The sequence below is a fragment of the Blautia sp. HCP3S3_G3 genome, assembly GCF_052063365.1.
Taxonomy (GTDB): Bacteria; Bacillota; Clostridia; order Lachnospirales; family Lachnospiraceae; genus Blautia_A.
Genome location: NZ_JBQHXR010000001.1, coordinates 74,723 through 91,380 on the forward strand (window position 1 = coordinate 74,723; position 16,658 = coordinate 91,380).

Below are 16,658 nucleotides of genomic sequence, written 5' to 3' on the forward strand. Positions count from 1 at the left end.
TCGGAATCCACTATAAGTGAAGTGGGGATGCTGAGGTGAGCCAGCCCGTTTTGTACACCATATGTCTATTTCTTTCCACAGCAGTACTTATATTTCCTACCGCTTCCGCAAGGACAAGGATCATTTGGATAAACCTTTTTTTCCGGAAAAGCTATGATCTTGGAATGTTCTTTCTGGTTTCCGGCATGATTCAGGGTCCGGATTTCATTTCCCGAATGACCGTTATAGTCCCATTTTCGTATAAACCTGCGGAATTTGCGAAGCTGTTTCTGGGTTTCACGCACCCTTTTCAGGGAAGAAAACTTACATCCGGCTTCTTCCATTTCCTCTAATAATTCTTCATCCGGTACATTCATCCGGATATCGTCCTCGATACTTAAAAATACCATAAACGCGGTATATTGATCAAGATGAAGCGTTTCTGTAAGATAGTCCAGAAAAAATGCAGTTTCATTGTTCATGATCTGGGAATCATTCTTTCCGAAATTAAGAAACTCTTCTCTGCTTTCCGGAATATATCGTGAATACAGGTTCTGGCTTTTCAGAAGTTCCGGATACAGATGGTCCTCAGCCAGACTGCTGTCCATGATTCTGTCATCGATCAGGCAGTAAGGTTCCCCATACGTTTGGATTTCCTCAAGAACAGGCTGAAGATATTCCTGCAAAAGTTCCATACCCTCATAGCAGCGGTAAAGCGTTTTGAGCTCATCCAGGGAAACAGTACCATATAAATATACAGCAGATCTGATATAGGAAGAAATCAGGAAGCCCTGTTCAAGTTCTTCATAAAACTCAGGTGTACAGATCTGATCATACTTATCCTGCACATCCTGCGGAATCTGCAGAAAACTGGAGAAACTGTTATATCCTCCGTAAGTACAGAGCAGCACAGAGTTGCTCAGAAGTTCTTCGGGAATCATAATCCCGTTTTCTTTTATCGCATTTTCAAAAGTACGGAATTCCTCTTCTGTGGAGTTTTTCAAAAGCTTTTTCATAAACTGCGTTTCCAGAAGACTGTTTTTCAGCCATTCCGCAAGTTCTTTTTTGTTGAAACGGTTGTACCGGGTGAAATGATGAAGCCGGGCCAGATCTTTCAGGTTATCCTTGGAATATTGGCTGAATACATCCGTGAGGCTTCTGATTCCCGCACTTTCTTTGCGCAGAGTGTTTTCCTGCTGCGTAATCTGTTCAAGAGCACTTTGTAAAGATACTTCATCGTTCATCATGCCCGGCAGGTCAGAAAATAAGCTGTCATCCTGGAATTTCAGGTTCTCTTTGCCGGACATCCCGAAATACTCCTCTTCATCTTCCAGGTCACTGTGGTTGTTTACGGGGTAGATCCAGGTGCTGAATAACTGGTTTACACCATCCATATCAAAAGGCTCCGCCTCATCAATATAATCATAAAAGCCCCACATACCACCGCAGTCCTCTATCATATTCGGACCTTTTGATTTCAGAACAACAGGAAAACGTTCCTTACGATCAACGATTTTTTCAACTTTGATCGTATGCTCCCAGTTATCACCGAAATCATAAGTATAGGAAAAAGTTTCATTTTCGTAAATAAACCTGTCAATAACTCTGTCCACGGTATCTTCTTCAGAAGCGATGGGAGTTCCTGTATAATAATCTCCCTCGCGGAAAGAAAATTCAAACATGTGATCATGAGTCCAACCAAAGATCTTCTCAATGATATCATCCAACTCCCGGAAAGTAATCCCGTCCGGAACCAGAACTCTTCTCCATATGGGGGGATGGCTGTTTTTGATGGTGATTTTAAACTGATATGAATTAGGCATATTTTCTTCCTCTTTCTGTTATTGAACTGTCTGTGAATAAAGACAATTATTGTGGTCAGTATAAATCGGATATCTGAAATCTGACCTGCTGTATGTTCATAACCGAACGTCGTTAAGACTATTCTAACAAAGTCATATGATTTTGAACAGATAATATTTATGTAAAATTATTATTTTGAAAATCGTTCGCCATTTTGAAAGATTGATATCATATTCAAAACCGCCCGGAATCCAGATGCCTGCTAAAAACAGTATAGCTGTCATGCAGGAGGCGAAAGTCGCAGGTATCCTGCATGAGATCTTTAAATTATTTTTTATAGCTTCAGAATATGCATCCAGAGTAATTAAAATAGTAACCGGAATTTCAGATAATGAATGGTCTGCAGATTTCTTTTTAACAATAACTGCAGTTTCATTATATATAATACATTGACAGATGTCTATGTATATAATAAACTATATATAATTATTTATGCGAGGTAAATGATATGGAATCAATAGATGTGATTTCTATATGCAAAGCGCTTGGCGATGTGAATCGTCTTGAAATTGTGCAGATGTTATCAGACGGGGAAAAATGCGGGTGCAGACTTCTGGAAAAATTTGAAATAACGCAGCCTACCTTATCGCATCACATGAGAATACTGGTGGGATGCAGTCTTGTAAATGATCGTAAGGATGGTAAGTGGCACTATTATTCTTTAAATTACGAGACGCTCAAAAGATATGAAGAATATTTGGATCATTTAGCACATGGAACAAAAAAGGAAGCACAGATATAGCGGGAGGTACAGTATGACGACAGCGGAGAAAGCAGAATTGATTATTAACGATATAAAAAATGAAAAAGACAGGAGTCCTGTCCGGATTTTTAAAAACATTGCAAAGAAAGATTATATCAGTATTCATGGACCGGAACATCATATATTGGATGGGGCATGTTTGCTGATGGCATACAAAAATGCAGGAGGAAATATCGATATCGATGAAGCACTGAATAAACTCATGGCAGAAGGACTTCGTATGCCGGGAGCAATGTGCGGGCTCTGGGGTGTCTGCGGTGCAATTACTTCCATGGGGGCAGCTTTATCGATTATTGACGGGACAGGACCGTTATCTGCAGATGGAACATGGGGCAAACATATGGAGTTTACTTCAAGTGCAGTTGCCGAGCTGGGCGAGATTAATGGTCCGAGATGCTGTAAAAGAGATGCCATGATTGCATTTAAAAATGCAATTAAATTTGTGAATGAGAATTATCATGTGACTCTTGAGCAGGAGCCGATGAAGTGTGAATACTCCGACCTGAATGCGCAATGCATCAAAGAGAGATGCCCATTTCATGAAAAGTAAAATTGAGGAGCTTGCGAAAGGGAAGAACATGTCTAAGGAAAGGATGTTTAATGATAATCTGAAAATTTCTCTGTTCGAGAGACGGGCTGTGGAAGTTTCGGGACAGGAAGAAGAACGGGTGATCACCAGTATTACCCGTTATGTGCAGGAACATCTGGCAGAGGAAGTGAGTGAGTCTGTCTGTTCTGGCGGAGGAGTTTCATCTTAGTGCCCAGTATATCAGCCAGCTTTTTAAAAGTGAGATCGGGGTTGGATTTTTGAATTATCTTACCAGTATCCGCATGGAAAAAGCCAGAAAACTCCTGGTGTCCACGGATCTGCCCATTGCTGAGATTTCAGAGAGAGCAGGGTATGGGGATTATCGGGTATTTACCAAGGTGTTTATATGGAGATGATAAATGTATTAAGAAAACAGTCGTAATTTTTGTAATTGTTTTTCTGTTGCAGGAAGATGATTCACAGACGCAGGGATGAGTATGGTATTGTGTACTCTGCCCTGCGTTTTCTTTTTACCTGTAATCTATAAAACTGACACATACAGCATGAAAATCTGCCTATCGGAAATGATGCGGATTTCGTAAAATACAGATAAACAAAAACAAAATAAACAGATCTGCTTCCGGAAATTTGCCGGACAGAAGACTATCAGAAAAATGGAGGAATTCAAAAATGAGCAAAAGACTTTATAAATCCAATATAAACAAGGTTATCAGCGGTGTGTGCGGAGGTATTGCGGAATATTTCAATATTGATCCCACCATTGTACGACTGGCATGGATACTGTTCAGTTTCCTGGGCGGAAGCGGTTTCCTTGCATACATTGTAGCGGCGATCATTATCCCGTGCAGTCCGGAATATTTAGAATAAAAGTCCCGGACAGCAGCCATGTGATGAAGCATGCTTGCATGCGCAGGCACATGGATATTGGACGGGCTGCCCGTATGAGCAAGCAGCGAAGTGGAGGAACAAAACATGAAGGATTTTATTTTGGCGGCGCTCCCGTTGGTAATGGCAGGACTTGCTCTTGCAATTATCTGTGCCAGTTTGAGAAAAAAGGTGTCCAAAGAGGACGGGAAAAAACTGGAACAGAGGATGGCTCTGGGTATGAGCCTTGGCCTGCTTTTTGGGGCGGCACTGAACAATTGCGGTTTATGGGGGAATCATGCGCTTGGGCTTGTGATGGTCCCGTTGTGGGGAATGGCACTGGCTTCCCTGTGGAAAGAGGAATAACGATATTCATTCGTTTTGAAGGGTTTTACTGCAACTTCATTAATTCTGAAGGCTTTTACTGCTTGACGAAAGATGTGTACTGAACTATACTACAACCAGCACTGCACTGATGAACTATACTACAACCAGCACTGCACTGATGAACTATACTGCAGCCGGCAATGCGCTGATAAACCATACTGCAGCCGGGCACTGCGCTGAAATAACAGTGTATGGATCAGTGTAAGCAGTGAATCGATCAGGAGAGGAGAGATTTTTTTGAGTGAGAAAAAAGTATCGTTATGGTCTTTGTTTCTGACCTTCGCCAAGATGGGGGTAATGACTTTTGGCGGTGGTTATGCGATGCTTCCCATATTACAGCGTGAGGTTGTGGAGAATAAACATTGGGCAGCGGAAGAAGAAATCATGGATTATTTTGCGATTGGACAGTGCACACCGGGAATTATCGCAGTAAATACAGCTACATTTATCGGACAGAAAAAGAGGGGAGCAGCAGGCGGAATTGCAGCTACTCTGGGAGTGGTGTTCCCGTCTCTGATCATTATCTCGATTCTTGCAGGACTGATTACGAATTTCTCCCATCTGAAATGGGTGCAGGATGCCTTTGCCGGCATTCAGGTCTGTGTCTGTGTACTGATCTTCAATGCAGTTACAAAATTGCTGAAAAAATCAGTTGTGGATAAATGGACAGCCGGAATTTTTGCTCTGGTACTGGCAGGCGGGTTTTTTCTGGATATTTCTCCGGTCTGGTTTGTTGTGACTGCGGCAGTCGCCGGAATCATCCTTAAGAATCTGGAGGTAAAAGGCAAATGAGTGTTTATATCAGATTATTTTGGGAGTTTTTTAAGACAGGCCTTTTTGCCATCGGAGGAGGAATGGCTACGCTGCCTTTCCTGCAGGATATCGGAATCAGCACCGGATGGTATACCTATACGGATCTGATGAATATGCTGGCGGTCTCCGAGTCTACTCCGGGACCAATCGGAATTAATATGGCCACTTATGTGGGATTTACGGTAGGCGGCATTCCTGGAGCAGTGATCTCAACACTGGGAGAAATTACTCCATCAATTATCGTAATTTTGATCGTTGCTGCCATGTTAAAAAAATTCCGTGACAGTAAGCTGGTTAACAGTGCTTTTTATGGACTTCGCCCTGCTTCCACCGGTCTGATCGGTGCTGCGTGTGTAGCGGTAGTGCTGGAAGTACTGACAAATATTTCGGTTCATTCACCGGAGGGAAGTCTTCTGAACAGCTTTGCCATAGCTGGAAATGCGGGTCTGCTGCGCTGGCCGGGGCTTTTGCTGGCAGTTGTATTGTTTATCTTCACCAATTATGTGAAACCGGTGAAGAAGCTTCATCCGATTGTATTTATTGCAGTATCTGCAGTGATCGGTGTGGCAGCGGGATATTTTGGGATTCTGTAACCGGACGTATGATTCTGTGCTGCAATGGTATATGACTTTCATATTTTTGAGAAGGAGAAGTGTATGCCTGATATTCGTATTAGTAAGGAACACACTTATTTTGAAAAAAATGGAAAGCCCTTCTTTTTGTTATGTGATACAGTCTGGATGGCTTTTCAGAAATTATCTCTGAAAGAATGGAGGGAACTGGTCCGTTTCCGAAAAGAACAGGGATTTGATGCACTGCAGATCAGTGTTCTGCCCATCGCGCACGACAACAGTGTGGGGGAAGATTCCGTGGAACCCTTCTGCATGAAGGACGGGAAATATGATTTTGATCATATCAATGAAGTATATTTTGACAGAGCAGAAAAGATGCTTCGGGTTATGCAGGAGTATGACATGATTCCGTTTCTGCATCTGTTCTGGGTGAATTATATTCCGGAGACCTGGGCAGCAGCCAAAAGTCCGGATACGGTGATCCCGTTTGACAGGATCGAGGGACTGACCCGGTATTTCCTGAAGCGTTTTGATCAATATCAGCCGATTTATTCTGTCTCCGGAGATACCGGTTTTGAGACGGAAACGGTGGTGAAATATTATCAGAAAATTCTGGATGTGATGTATGAGAACCATGCGGAACGGCTGACAACCTTTCACCTGCAGCCGGAAGCAGATCCGCCGTCGGTGCTTTGTGAACATCCGCAGTATCAGTTTTATTCCTATCAGTCAGGACATGGAGCCGGGGTGGATGGCAGTGGCAATCCCGGTCCTGATCAGAACAGCATGCTTGTTTTTTCAAGACAGTTTCTGGAGAAGAAAGCGAAAAAACCGGTTATGAATACGGAAATCTGTTATGAAGGGCACGGATATGGTTTTTCTTATGGGCGTTTTTATCCGGCAGATGTAAGGAAAGCTGTCTGGAGGAGTATTCTCTCCGGTGCCAGTGCAGGGGTGACGTACGGAGCTCATGGATTATGGCAGTTTTACGAGTCAGATGCTCTGTTTAATAATGCGGAATTTTCCCGGATGCCGTATGCATGGCAGACCGCGCTGAGATTTCCGGGAGCATCGGATGCGGCGTTTGCGAAGTGGATTTTTGAAAAATACGCATTATGGGAATTATGTGAGTTTCGTACTCTGGACAATTATGGCGGACAGGTGCAGCAGGGCTGTGCAAAGGATAAAACAGTGATTTATCTTCCCTATAATGACGATGTTGTTCTGGAGGGGGATTTTTCCGATTACCGGTTTGAAGCCATTGGTCTGGAGAGCAGACAGGTGATGCATCCCCTGGTTCGCGGGAAAAAAGACGAAACAGTAATCTTAAAAACCAGTCTGAATGAAGATATATTGATATTGGGAGTAAGAGACAATTTCTGATGAGTATAAGTGAGAAAAACAAAGGGAATTTTTATATTTTCCTGACGGCCCTGCTGTGGTCTACAGGCGGAATTTTAATTAAATTTATTCCCGGAAGCGCTGTTGCGATCAACGGCGCTCGCTCTTTGATTGCGCTGATATTTTTCTGCATTTACAGAAAAACGGTTAAGGTGAAAGTGAATGGATGGATTCTTGCGGCGGCAGTCTGCCTTGTGCTTACCAATCTTTTGTATGTTCTGGCAAATAAAATGACGACCGCTGCCAATGCGATCGTACTGCAGTACACAGCGCCGGTTTTTGTTCTGATCTGGGACTGCATTTACCGGAAGAAAAAGCCGACAGGGCGGCAGTGCATCGTTGTTCTGATGGCTTTTGCGGGAATGGTGATGTTCTTTTTTGACCAGCTGGATGGAGGACAGATGCTTGGAAATATTGTTGCGATCGGAGCAGGATTGAGTTTTTCCGGAGTATTTTTTATCAATTCTCTGCCGAAAGCAAGCAGCAAAGATTCCAGCATGATTGCGTTCTTTTTATCTTTTCTGATCTCCATCCCGTTCCTCGGGGAAGTGGGAAAGATGAACGGAACGGCAGTCGCTGCTCTGGTAGTGCTGGGCGTTTTCCAGGTGGGACTTGCCTATGTCCTTTTTGACAAGGGCGCAAAGCTGACGAGCCCTGTAAGTGCGTCACTGATCGGACTTCTGGAAGCGGTTCTGAATCCTGTGTGGGTGTTCCTTTTCTATGGTGAAAAGATGGGTAAATATGCACTGATCGGTGCGGGAATTATTCTGGCCGCAGTGGTATGGAATACGGTTTCGCCGGATTCAGGAGAAAACGGATAATTATGGGGATGAATCAATGAAAAATACCGATATGGTTGTTTTAGTACATCGGAAATATATAACTTATCAGATGTAACCCGTACGGAAGATAAAGATAGGAGAAAAAAGATGTTAGATGCAATTTTAAATGAATTAAAACTGGACGCAGTTGTAATTACAGATCCGTATAATATGCGTCATGTAAGCGGATTCCGCGGCGGAGAGGGAGCATTGTATGTTTCCGGCACTCAGAAAGTGCTGATCACAGACTCCAGATATACCGAGCAGGCTGCAAGAGAAAGCTCTTTTACGATTGTGGAAGAACATCGTGGACATACAAGAGCGCAGATTTTGACAGAATGTATGGCAAAAGAACAAAAATCCGGTACTTTCTCTATGGGATATGAAGATGAATCTCTTCTGTGTGTTCAATTTGATAAATTAAAAGATGCGCTTCCTGTTGAGAATTGGGTGCCTCTGAAAGATAAGATTGACAGTCTCAGAATCATTAAAACAGAAGAGGAGTTATCCTATCTTGCAAAAGCAGAGGAAATCGGAGACAAAGCCTTTGCCAGACTGCTTCCTCTGCTGAAGCCGGGTATGACAGAACTGGAAGCGGCAGCAGAACTGGAATATCTGATGAAAAAAGAAGGAGCAGAAGATCTGAGTTTCAATACGATCGTTGCTTCCGGACTGAATTCTTCCATGCCTCACGCAATTCCGGGATATAAGAAACTGGAAGAGGGAGATTTTGTTACCTTTGACTTTGGATGCAAGTATAAGGGATACTGTTCTGATATGACAAGAACGGTGGTTCTTGGAAAAGCAAGCGAAAAGCAAAAGGAAATTTATAATGTAGTATTGAAGGCCCAGCTTGCAGCTCTGGATGCTCTTCGCGCAGGAGTAAGCGGTTCCAGTGTGGATAAAGTCGCAAGAGATATCATCACAAAAGCAGGATATGGGGAATATTTCGGACATGGCCTTGGCCACAGTGTGGGACTTTTCATTCACGAAAATCCGCGTCTTTCCCCGTCAGACGATACGATTCTTCAGCCGGGAACGATTGAGACTGTAGAGCCGGGAATCTATGTACCGGGCTTTGGCGGAGTCCGTATTGAAGATATGGTAGTTGTGACAGAAGACGGCTGCATTAATTTTGCTCATTCTCCGAAGGAATTGATCGAGATTCCAGTGGAATAATTCAAAGTCACATATGGAACAGTCAGAAACAGGAGTTTCCCGTTAAGGAAACTCCTGTTTCCTGCTATAAGGAAGAAAGTATATGGTTTCATTTTTTCTATTTGATATGTGAGTAATCCGTAAATATTACGATGGAAAATAAGAAGATTTGCAATATTTTCTGGAATAAAACACAAGAAAATAGATTATCCTTGTGTTAAAATGTGCTCATAACAAATGAATTCAGAACTTCAGGGAGGTTTCAAAATGAGTATTTTAAATAGTTTTTCACTGGAAGGAAAAGTTGCCTTGGTAACAGGCGGTGCATATGGGATTGGTTTTGCCATTGCAGAAGCATTTGCAGGTGCAGGTGCAAAAATCGCATTTAACTGCCGCGGACAGGAACATCTGGACAAAGCAGTTGCAGATTACGCAGCTAAAGGAATCGAGGCAAAGGGATATATCTGCGATGTAACTGATGAAGTACAGGTCAGAGAAATGGTTGCTTCCATCAAAAGAGACCTGGGTGTGATCGATATTCTGGTAAATAATGCAGGAATCATCAAACGTATCCCCATGACAGAGATGAGTGCGGAGGAATTCCGTCAGGTAGTGGACATTGACCTGAACGCACCATTCATCGTATCCAAATCAGTTATCCCGGATATGATCGAAAAGGGACATGGAAAGATCATCAACATCTGCTCTATGATGAGCGAACTTGGACGCGAGACCGTATCGGCTTATGCAGCAGCCAAGGGCGGACTGAAAATGCTGACAAAGAATATCTGTGCTGAATACGGCGAATACAACATCCAGTGCAATGGTATCGGACCTGGCTATATTGCAACTCCGCAGACAGCACCTCTTCGTGAAACCCAGCCGGATGGAAGCCGTCACCCGTTTGATCAGTTTATCGTTGCCAAAACACCGGCTGCAAGATGGGGCACTCCGGAGGATCTGATGGGACCGGCAGTTTTCCTTGCTTCCGATGCATCTGACTTTGTAAACGGCCAGATTCTGTATGTAGACGGCGGAATTCTCGCTTATATCGGAAAACAGCCTAAATAAAAGAATAACGAAAGAATAACGCGAAGATAGAGTGGAACCCGTTTGGCTGAACGGAATGTCTGCCGGCGCAGACTCCACTACGAACAATAAAGAGAGGATTACCGTCATGGAATTAAGAACAGCAGTTTCACCAAGAGATGTGAAACATTATACAACAGAACGTCTGAGAGAAGAATTTCTCATTTCCAATCTGTTTCCGGCTGACGAGATCAGACTGGTTTACAGCCATATTGACCGTATTATCACAGGAGGTATCATGCCTGTAAAAGAAACTCTGGTACTGACAGCAGGTGAAGAACTGCGTGCACAGTATTTTCTGGAGAGAAGAGAAATGGGTGTGATCAATATTGGAGGAACCGGTATGATCACCGTAGATGGCAAAGTATACACGGTTGCACACAAAGAAGGCATGTACATCGGAATGGGCGCAAAAGATATTACTTTTGCAAGTGCGGACAGTGACAATCCTGCAAAATTTTATATGAACAGTGCTCCGGCTCATGCATCTTATCCTACAGTTCTGATTAAACGTGAGGGAACAGCCGGGGATGGGGTTGTGATCATCAAAGACGAGAACAAAGTAGAACTTGGCTCTCTGGAAGATTCCAACCATCGTACTATCTGCAAATATATCCTGCCGGGACAGGTGGAGAGCTGTCAGCTGGAAATGGGTATGACCAGTCTGGAACCGGGAAGCGTATGGAACACCATGCCATGCCACACTCACGACAGAAGAATGGAAGTATATCTGTATTTTGACATGCCGGAGGATGCGTTTGTCATGCATTACATGGGAGAGCCCACAGAAACACGCCACATTGTTGTGCGTAACGAACAGGCTGTTATTTCCCCAAGCTGGTCCATCCATGCAGGAAGCGGTTCCAGAAATTATACGTTCATCTGGGGTATGGTAGGTGAGAACCAGGATTTTGATGATATGGATCATGTAGCTATGCAGGAGCTTATGTAACAGAGTATAAAATCAGGGAGGAAAAAACAATGAAAATTGCACTGATCAATGAAAACAGTCAGGCTGCAAAAAATGCAGTGATCTGCAATGCGCTGAAAAAAGTAGTGGAGCCTATGGGACATGAAGTATTTAACTATGGTATGTATACAGCGGAAGATGAATGCCAGCTTACCTATGTACAGATCGGTATTCTTGCTGCAGTTCTTCTGAATTCGGGAGCTGCGGACTACGTTATCACAGGTTGCGGAACCGGTGAAGGTGCCATGCTTGCATGCAATTCTTTCCCGGGTGTAATTTGCGGACATGTGGAAGACGCTCTGGATGCGTATACATTTGCCCAGATCAATGACGGAAATGCCATTGCCATTCCTTTTGCAAAAGGATTCGGATGGGGCGGAGACCTGAATCTGGAATATATTTTTGAAAAACTGTATGCGGAAGAAAGCGGTCAGGGATATCCAAGAGAACGTGCCGTACCGGAACAGAGAAATAAGAAGATCCTTGATGAAGTGAAGAAACATACTTACCGTAATCTCACCGATATCTTAAAAGATCTGGATCCGGAACTGGTAAAAGGTGCTTTAAGCGGTGAGAAATTTAAAGAACTGTTCTACGCCAACTGCAAATGTGATAAAATCGCAGCAGCAGTAAAAGAGATCGTGGGAGAATAATATCCGTGAAAATAGGTGTTCGTGCCCATGATTATGGGAAAAGGGAAATAGAAGAGCTGGCGTGGGTCCTGAAGTCAGAAGGATATCAGGCTGCCCAGCTGGCACTGCCAAAGGCATTTGCCGGAATTGACAGTTTTGCTGATATTACACCGGCTCATCTGGAGCGGATTCGAAAAGCTTTTGAGGTAAATAACATAGAAATCCCTGTTTTCGGATGTTATATGGATCTGGGAAATCCGGATTCGGAGGTTCGTTCCAATGCTGTAAAAACCTTAAAACAATGTCTTGCTTACAGCCGCGAGATCGGCGCAAAAATGGTGGGAACAGAAACCGCTTATCCCCGTCTCAACCATGAAGAAAAAGCAATCTGGCGTCCTTATATGATGGACAGTATCAAGCGTGTAATGGAGGAGGCTGTGCGCCTTGATGTGAAACTGGCCATAGAGCCTGTTTACTGGCATCCTCTGGAAAACGTGGAAGTTGTCCTGGATGTGATGGAGCAGATTGGTGATGAAGAGCATCTTCGGATGATTTTTGATGCTTCCAATTTACTGGAATATCCGGATACTACAGACCAGAAAGCATACTGGTCCGACTGGCTGGAAAAGACCGGCAGATATATTGATGCAATGCATATCAAAGATTTTACACTTGATGAGAAAGGGGAGTATCGTCCCGCTTTGCTGGGTGAGGGCGTTATCCAGTATGAAACCATATCAAAATGGCTGCATGAAAATCGACCGGACATGTACCTTCTCCGTGAGGAAATGAATCCGGCAGAGGCGCAGAGGGAGATTGGTTTTCTGAAAAGAATGTAAATAATATGACATGAAAAAGGGAGTCATTAAGGGCAGATGTATAATCTGTTTTCTGTGACTCCTTTTTTTATTGATTAAGTGGAGAAGTCAGATATTCCATGACGACAATTTTGATTGAAAAAAATGGTTTTTCCGCAATATATATTAAAAAATACCATTTTTTTTGTGCTAGAATATCTACCATAAAGTTCGCGCGTGAACTGGAAAAATGAATAATACAGGAGAGAGAAAATGGGTAGTATCAGAAAAAAAATAGGTATTGCGGTATCGGCAGCAGGACTTCTTCTGGTTGGTGCGATTTTTATTTCTGTCGTGAATGCAAACAGTACCGAAAAAGTGGAAATCAGACTGGCACACAATCAGTCTGCAGGATCAGAAATTGCAGATTCTATTGCGAAATTTTCTGAATTTGTAGCAGAAGATGAGTCAAAAAATCTTCAGGTTGATATTTATGCAAGCGGAGTTCTGGGAACCGAAAAAGAGGAAATCGAGATGGTTCAGGCAGGTATTCTCGATATGGCAAAAGTAAGCTCCAATACGCTCGGTCAGTTTGAAGACAAATATGCGATTTTTGCAGTACCGTATCTGTTCGTGGATCAGGATCATTACTATACTGCAATGGAAGAAAGTGAAAAAGTGAAAGAGCTGTTTGAGTCAACAGCAGATGACGGCTATATTGCTATTGGATATTACGCAAATGGTTCCAGAAACTTTTATCTGAAAGAGGATATTGCATGTACAGATCCTTCCGTATTGAAGGGTAAAAAGATCCGTTCCATGCCAAGCTCCACATCTATGGAAATGATCCAGCGTATGGGTGGTTCTGCTGTGCCGATGGCAGCCAGTGAGACTTATACCTCCCTTCAGCAGGGAATCGTAGACGGGGCGGAAAATACAGAGCTTGCGCTGACTGTAGACGGACATCAGGATCTGGTAAAATCCTATACCTATACAGAACACCAGTATTCACCGGATATCTACATTATCAGTACCAAAAAGTGGAACAGCCTGACTGATGAACAGAAAGACTATCTTGTTGAGTGCCTGCAGAAAACAAATGAAAACTTCAAGAGCCTTTACAACGGCATGATGGAAGAAGCGATGGAAGAAGCGCAGGAACATGGCGTAACAGTATACCGTGACATTGATAAGAGTGCCTTTATCGAAGCTGTATCTCCGATTCATGATGAATTCTGTGCAAGAGGGGAAGAGTATAAAGCACTTTACGATGATATCCAGAAATACGCGGATTGAGAGGGAGGACGAAATGAAAGTATTAAATAAGATTATTGAATATATACTGGCTTTTCTCGTAGCTGTGATGGTTGTGGGATGCTTCTGGCAGATTTTCACTCGTTTTATTCTCAATAATCCCAGCCAGTATACGGAAGAATTACTGAGATACTCACTGGTTTGGCTGACTATGCTGGGCGTTCCTTATGCATATGGCAAAGAACAGCATATTTCTATCGGTTTTATCACCAATACCTTTACGAAAAAAGGAACTCTGAGAGATAAAATTTTTATTGAGATTCTTGTTCTGTTCCTCAGCGTATTTGTCATGATCGCAGGCGGAATCATGGTTACCATGAATGCTGCAGGCCAGATTTCTCCGGCTATGCAGATTCCGATGGAATTCTATTATATGGGTCTTCCGATCTGCGGGATCCTGATGGTGATCTATTCTGTACAGCGTCTGGCGCGTTTTGTAAAAGAATATGCCGAAGAGAAGAAGGAGGAAAAATAAATGCAGTTAGAAGCAGCAATTGTTCTGGTTATTATATTCTTTTTCCTGCTGGCTATGAGTGTTCCTGTGTCTTTCAGTATCATTACGTCAGCATTGATTACAATTATTATGTTTCTTACTCCACAGTTCGGAATGTTTATTTCCGCACAGAAAATGGTAAGTGGTATTGACAGTTTTACCCTGCTTGCAGTTCCGTTTTTTATTCTTGCCGGTCAGCTGATGAGCAGCGGCGGTATTGCGAAACGACTGATCAATCTTGCTATGCTGGTACTGGGAAAGGTTCCCGGTTCTCTGGCTCTGACCAATATCGCCGGAAATGCCATGTTCGGTTCTCTTTCCGGTTCCGGTATTGCAGCAGCAACTGCAATCGGCGGTGTTATGAATCCGCTGGAAAAAGAACATGGATATGATGAAGGTTTTTCCGCAGCAGCCAATATTGCAACAGCACCTGTTGGACAGCTGATCCCCCCCACAAACGCATTTATCGTGTATTCCGCAGCAAGCGGCGGAGCTTCCGTGGCAACATTGTTTATGGCAGGATGGATTCCCGGCCTTCTCTGGGCATTACTGTGTATGATCGTTGTTTTTGTATATGCCAAAAAGCATGGTTATGTCATTGAAAGAACAGAAAAAATGACCGCCAGCTATGTCCTGAAGACTGTCTGGGATGCGGTTCCGAGTTTTCTTCTGATCGTCATTATTATCGGCGGAATCCTGTCCGGTAAATTCACGCCTACAGAAGCTTCCGGTGTAGCGGTTGTTTATGCATTTATCCTGTCACTGTTTGTATATAAGAGCATTAAAGTATCTGAAATCAAAGATATCCTGGTAAATTCCGCAGTGATGACCACTATTGTTATGCTGATCATCGGAGCATCCTCTGTATTATCTTTTGTTCTGTCCTTTACAGGACTGCCTCAGGCAATCAGCAATCTGATGCTTGGTATTTCTGACAATAAGATTATCATCCTGCTGCTGATAAACGTGATCCTTCTGATTGTTGGTACATTCATGGATATGGCTCCGGCACTTCTGATCTTCACACCGATTTTCCTGCCGGTAATCAAAAGTATTGGCATGGATCCGATCCAGTTCGGTGTTATGATGGTTATGAATCTTTCCATCGGTACTGTGACACCGCCTGTTGGAAGTGTATTGTTCGTAGGCTGCAGTGTGGCAAAATTAAAAGTAGAAGATGTGATCAAAAAGCTGGTCCCGTTCTTTGCAGCAATTGTTGTGGCACTTCTCTTTGTAACATTTGTTCCGGCATTCAGTACCTGGCTGCCGACAATCCTTGGTCTGATGGATTAATGGAAATACCCCTACGGATTTGTAGGGGTATTGGTATGGGTTACAATATTCAAAGTCTTGCGGTATTTCAGAGGCGAAACAGTCATATAGGTTTTAAAGATTTTTTCGAAATGGGTCATGCTTCCGTAGCCCACCATTTCAGCGATATTGGAAATACTGTGATCTGTTTCTTCAAGAAGACGCTTCGCTTTCTGAATCCGATAGATATTGATATATTCGCTGGTGGTGTAGCCGGTGACTTCTTTAAAGACCCGGCAGATGTAATATTTACTGAGGAAGAATCTGGAGGACAGATCTTCCAGGGAAATGTTTTTATCACAGTTCTCTGACAAATAGTCGGCAATTTCATAAACATGCCGGTATTTTCCATCTTCAGGGAGCAAAGGACTTTCCAGGGAACTTTTATCCAGATCCCGGGTAAGATTAAGAAAATAAGAACATACGGCAAGCTCAACAGCCTGTTTGTAATTTTTGCGCTTGGCTTTACATTCTTCCTTGAACAGATAGTAGAGATTCATAAACTGTTCCTGCTGTCTGGGATTCAGATGATAAATGCCATAATGCTGACTGAAAAAACGAACAAGCTTCAGCGTAGGGTACTGATGGTCAAAGGCTTCCATCTGCTCTTTGGTGACATACAGGATGATCCGGTTATGACCGGTATCATCATCAGAAACAGATTTTGTCATGTGGATCAGATTGCTGTCGACGAGAATCAGATCGCCCTTGGATGCAACAAAGTTACGGTTATCAAAAAAGAAAAGCCGTTCACCTTCCAGTATGTAGAAAATTTCATATTCTTTATGAAAATGCTTTACACGCATATTGAATTTTCCATAACGGACCATATGTTCCAGAGAAAGTCCGCCGGTGGTGGCATAATAAGTTACTTTTTCCAA

The 16,658-nt window shown here is 43.1% G+C and carries 21 protein-coding genes; 19 read left to right on the top strand and 2 right to left on the bottom strand.

Annotated elements, in window-relative coordinates; all coding sequences use genetic code 11:
- Nucleotides 1-65: 65 nt before the first annotated feature.
- Nucleotides 66-1,802, bottom strand: coding sequence for an IS1096 element passenger TnpR family protein (locus tag ACTNEW_RS00350; protein ID WP_441056655.1), 1,737 nt, complete (start codon nucleotides 1,800-1,802; stop codon nucleotides 66-68).
- A gap of 235 nt (nucleotides 1,803-2,037) precedes the next feature.
- On the opposite strand from ACTNEW_RS00350, the gene ACTNEW_RS00355 reads away from it, so the two are divergent.
- The 19 genes from ACTNEW_RS00355 (at nucleotide 2,038) to ACTNEW_RS00445 (ending at nucleotide 15,759) form a co-directional block, all read left to right on the top strand.
- The gene (locus ACTNEW_RS00355) at nucleotides 2,038-2,235 is read left to right on the top strand and encodes a hypothetical protein (RefSeq protein WP_441056657.1); all 198 of its coding nucleotides are present in this window, start codon (nucleotides 2,038-2,040) and stop codon (nucleotides 2,233-2,235) included.
- A 55-nt stretch (nucleotides 2,236-2,290) separates the two neighbouring features.
- On the top strand, nucleotides 2,291-2,584 hold the full coding sequence (locus ACTNEW_RS00360) for an ArsR/SmtB family transcription factor (protein WP_441056659.1): 294 nt from the start codon (nucleotides 2,291-2,293) through the stop codon (nucleotides 2,582-2,584).
- Nucleotides 2,585-2,597: 13 nt separating this feature from the next.
- Nucleotides 2,598-3,155: a DUF5714 domain-containing protein gene (locus tag ACTNEW_RS00365; RefSeq protein WP_441056661.1), complete on the top strand. Its 558-nt coding sequence runs from the start codon at nucleotides 2,598-2,600 to the stop codon at nucleotides 3,153-3,155.
- The gene (locus ACTNEW_RS00370; protein ID WP_441056663.1) at nucleotides 3,145-3,363 is read left to right on the top strand and encodes a hypothetical protein; all 219 of its coding nucleotides are present in this window, start codon (nucleotides 3,145-3,147) and stop codon (nucleotides 3,361-3,363) included. The genes ACTNEW_RS00365 and ACTNEW_RS00370 overlap by 11 nt, the downstream gene beginning before the upstream one ends.
- Nucleotides 3,326-3,550: a helix-turn-helix transcriptional regulator gene (locus ACTNEW_RS00375; protein ID WP_441056665.1), complete on the top strand. Its 225-nt coding sequence runs from the start codon at nucleotides 3,326-3,328 to the stop codon at nucleotides 3,548-3,550. The genes ACTNEW_RS00370 and ACTNEW_RS00375 overlap by 38 nt, the downstream gene beginning before the upstream one ends.
- 274 nt (nucleotides 3,551-3,824) lie before the next feature.
- A complete protein-coding gene (locus tag ACTNEW_RS00380) occupies nucleotides 3,825-4,022 on the top strand; it encodes a PspC domain-containing protein (RefSeq protein ID WP_441056667.1) in 198 nt (65 codons plus the stop codon).
- Nucleotides 4,023-4,127: 105 nt separating this feature from the next.
- Nucleotides 4,128-4,385: a hypothetical protein gene (locus ACTNEW_RS00385; RefSeq protein WP_441056669.1), complete on the top strand. Its 258-nt coding sequence runs from the start codon at nucleotides 4,128-4,130 to the stop codon at nucleotides 4,383-4,385.
- Nucleotides 4,386-4,643: 258 nt separating this feature from the next.
- Entirely contained in the window at nucleotides 4,644-5,198 is a 555-nt protein-coding gene (locus ACTNEW_RS00390) for a chromate transporter (RefSeq protein WP_441056671.1), read from the top strand.
- The gene (locus ACTNEW_RS00395; protein ID WP_441056673.1) at nucleotides 5,195-5,812 is read left to right on the top strand and encodes a chromate transporter; all 618 of its coding nucleotides are present in this window, start codon (nucleotides 5,195-5,197) and stop codon (nucleotides 5,810-5,812) included. Before ACTNEW_RS00390 ends, ACTNEW_RS00395 begins: the two co-directional genes overlap by 4 nt.
- 63 nt (nucleotides 5,813-5,875) lie before the next feature.
- Nucleotides 5,876-7,174, top strand: coding sequence for an apiosidase-like domain-containing protein (locus tag ACTNEW_RS00400; RefSeq protein WP_441056675.1), 1,299 nt, complete (start codon nucleotides 5,876-5,878; stop codon nucleotides 7,172-7,174).
- Nucleotides 7,174-8,013 carry a DMT family transporter gene (locus ACTNEW_RS00405; protein WP_441056677.1) on the top strand — a complete coding sequence of 280 codons (840 nt, stop codon included), beginning with the start codon at nucleotides 7,174-7,176 and terminating at the stop codon, nucleotides 8,011-8,013. Before ACTNEW_RS00400 ends, ACTNEW_RS00405 begins: the two co-directional genes overlap by 1 nt.
- A 108-nt stretch (nucleotides 8,014-8,121) precedes the next feature.
- A complete protein-coding gene (locus ACTNEW_RS00410) occupies nucleotides 8,122-9,192 on the top strand; it encodes a M24 family metallopeptidase (protein WP_441056679.1) in 1,071 nt (356 codons plus the stop codon).
- Nucleotides 9,193-9,438: 246 nt separating this feature from the next.
- Nucleotides 9,439-10,242 carry a gluconate 5-dehydrogenase gene (locus ACTNEW_RS00415; RefSeq protein ID WP_441056681.1) on the top strand — a complete coding sequence of 268 codons (804 nt, stop codon included), beginning with the start codon at nucleotides 9,439-9,441 and terminating at the stop codon, nucleotides 10,240-10,242.
- A 106-nt stretch (nucleotides 10,243-10,348) separates the two neighbouring features.
- Entirely contained in the window at nucleotides 10,349-11,212 is an 864-nt protein-coding gene (kduI, locus tag ACTNEW_RS00420) for a 5-dehydro-4-deoxy-D-glucuronate isomerase (RefSeq protein WP_441056683.1), read from the top strand.
- Between the two features lie 29 nt (nucleotides 11,213-11,241).
- Nucleotides 11,242-11,883 (top strand): RpiB/LacA/LacB family sugar-phosphate isomerase, encoded by a 642-nt coding sequence (locus ACTNEW_RS00425; protein WP_441056685.1) that lies wholly within the window; start codon nucleotides 11,242-11,244, stop codon nucleotides 11,881-11,883.
- Between the two features lie 5 nt (nucleotides 11,884-11,888).
- Nucleotides 11,889-12,701, top strand: coding sequence for a sugar phosphate isomerase/epimerase family protein (locus tag ACTNEW_RS00430; RefSeq protein ID WP_441056687.1), 813 nt, complete (start codon nucleotides 11,889-11,891; stop codon nucleotides 12,699-12,701).
- Nucleotides 12,702-12,932: 231 nt separating this feature from the next.
- The gene (gene dctP, locus ACTNEW_RS00435; protein ID WP_441056689.1) at nucleotides 12,933-13,955 is read left to right on the top strand and encodes a TRAP transporter substrate-binding protein DctP; all 1,023 of its coding nucleotides are present in this window, start codon (nucleotides 12,933-12,935) and stop codon (nucleotides 13,953-13,955) included.
- Nucleotides 13,956-13,968: 13 nt separating this feature from the next.
- The gene (locus ACTNEW_RS00440) at nucleotides 13,969-14,448 is read left to right on the top strand and encodes a TRAP transporter small permease (protein WP_441056691.1); all 480 of its coding nucleotides are present in this window, start codon (nucleotides 13,969-13,971) and stop codon (nucleotides 14,446-14,448) included.
- Nucleotides 14,449-15,759, top strand: a complete 1,311-nt coding sequence (locus tag ACTNEW_RS00445; RefSeq protein WP_441056693.1) for a TRAP transporter large permease — start codon at nucleotides 14,449-14,451, stop codon at nucleotides 15,757-15,759. It begins immediately after the preceding gene.
- An 11-nt stretch (nucleotides 15,760-15,770) separates the two neighbouring features.
- Here ACTNEW_RS00445 and ACTNEW_RS00450 read toward each other — a convergent pair whose 3' ends face one another.
- Entirely contained in the window at nucleotides 15,771-16,658 is an 888-nt protein-coding gene (locus ACTNEW_RS00450) for an AraC family transcriptional regulator (RefSeq protein WP_441056695.1), read from the bottom strand.

Bases quoted from the DNA above. Each gene is read 5' to 3' on its own strand.
- ACTNEW_RS00410 (WP_441056679.1), top strand. From the start codon at position 8,122: ATGTTAGATGCAATTTTAAATGAATTAAAACTGGACGCAGTTGTAATT.
- ACTNEW_RS00360 (WP_441056659.1), top strand. From the start codon at position 2,291: ATGGAATCAATAGATGTGATTTCTATATGCAAAGCGCTTGGCGATGTG.
- ACTNEW_RS00350 (WP_441056655.1), bottom strand. From the start codon at position 1,802: ATGCCTAATTCATATCAGTTTAAAATCACCATCAAAAACAGCCATCCC.
- kduI (WP_441056683.1), top strand. From the start codon at position 10,349: ATGGAATTAAGAACAGCAGTTTCACCAAGAGATGTGAAACATTATACA.
- ACTNEW_RS00395 (WP_441056673.1), top strand. From the start codon at position 5,195: ATGAGTGTTTATATCAGATTATTTTGGGAGTTTTTTAAGACAGGCCTT.
- ACTNEW_RS00440 (WP_441056691.1), top strand. From the start codon at position 13,969: ATGAAAGTATTAAATAAGATTATTGAATATATACTGGCTTTTCTCGTA.
- ACTNEW_RS00385 (WP_441056669.1), top strand. From the start codon at position 4,128: ATGAAGGATTTTATTTTGGCGGCGCTCCCGTTGGTAATGGCAGGACTT.
- ACTNEW_RS00405 (WP_441056677.1), top strand. From the start codon at position 7,174: ATGAGTATAAGTGAGAAAAACAAAGGGAATTTTTATATTTTCCTGACG.
- ACTNEW_RS00355 (WP_441056657.1), top strand. From the start codon at position 2,038: ATGCCTGCTAAAAACAGTATAGCTGTCATGCAGGAGGCGAAAGTCGCA.
- dctP (WP_441056689.1), top strand. From the start codon at position 12,933: ATGGGTAGTATCAGAAAAAAAATAGGTATTGCGGTATCGGCAGCAGGA.
- ACTNEW_RS00400 (WP_441056675.1), top strand. From the start codon at position 5,876: ATGCCTGATATTCGTATTAGTAAGGAACACACTTATTTTGAAAAAAAT.
- ACTNEW_RS00380 (WP_441056667.1), top strand. From the start codon at position 3,825: ATGAGCAAAAGACTTTATAAATCCAATATAAACAAGGTTATCAGCGGT.
- ACTNEW_RS00445 (WP_441056693.1), top strand. From the start codon at position 14,449: ATGCAGTTAGAAGCAGCAATTGTTCTGGTTATTATATTCTTTTTCCTG.
- ACTNEW_RS00415 (WP_441056681.1), top strand. From the start codon at position 9,439: ATGAGTATTTTAAATAGTTTTTCACTGGAAGGAAAAGTTGCCTTGGTA.
- ACTNEW_RS00365 (WP_441056661.1), top strand. From the start codon at position 2,598: ATGACGACAGCGGAGAAAGCAGAATTGATTATTAACGATATAAAAAAT.
- ACTNEW_RS00370 (WP_441056663.1), top strand. From the start codon at position 3,145: ATGAAAAGTAAAATTGAGGAGCTTGCGAAAGGGAAGAACATGTCTAAG.
- ACTNEW_RS00425 (WP_441056685.1), top strand. From the start codon at position 11,242: ATGAAAATTGCACTGATCAATGAAAACAGTCAGGCTGCAAAAAATGCA.